The organism is Camelimonas sp. FR25, assembly GCF_059740505.1.
This window is the reverse complement of record NZ_JCAWFG010000016.1, coordinates 1-665: the sequence shown is the minus strand read 5'-3', so window position 1 is coordinate 665 and position 665 is coordinate 1. Positions and strand designations below refer to the sequence as shown.

Annotated in this window: 1 protein-coding gene; it reads left to right on the top strand. The window is 64.5% G+C overall.

Going from position 1 to position 665, the window contains the following annotated elements; genetic code table 11:
* Positions 1-665: hypothetical protein (locus AC6A67_RS01075; RefSeq protein WP_498034671.1), on the top strand; the 665-nt coding region annotated here is incomplete at both ends.

Below are 665 nucleotides of genomic sequence, written 5' to 3'. Positions count from 1 at the left end.
AACAACGGCGGCGTCAACGCTGGTCTGACCGGCGTGGCGGCTTTCGCCAATGGCCATCGCAACCAGGTCGCCGCCATCAATGAAGATCGCATCGACGCGGTTGGCGTGGGCCTGGTCGGCGGCGCCTATGGCGATGATGCGGTGGTCAATGTCTGGAACGTTGGCGACATCACCGCAGGCGGCATCGGCGCCGCAGGCTATCTCAATGGCGACAATGGCCAGATGGAGATCGTCAACGAGCGCAGCGTTGATGCGGGTCTGATCGGCGTCGCCGCTTACGCCAGCGGACAGCATAACGACGTGTTTGCGCGCAATCGCGACGTTCTGACGGCGGGCGACACCGGTGTGGCCGCCGTGGTCTCTGGCAATCACAACGGCATTATCGTCAGCAACAGCGGCGCGCTTGAAGCGGGCCAGTATGGCCTCGCGGGCTATGTCGATGGTGATGACAATCTGATGGCGGTGGCCAACAAGGGGACGGTGGACGCGAGTGCGGTCGGCATGCTCGCCGTCGCCAGCGGCTACAAGAACTATGTGCAGATGGAGAACGTCGCCCCCGGCGTCGTCCGCGCCCAGGACGTCGGCATCGCCAGCTACGTCAATGGCGATCTGACCGGCTCGCTGGTGTTGAACGAGGGCAGCGTCCTCGCTGACGGCGTCGGCGT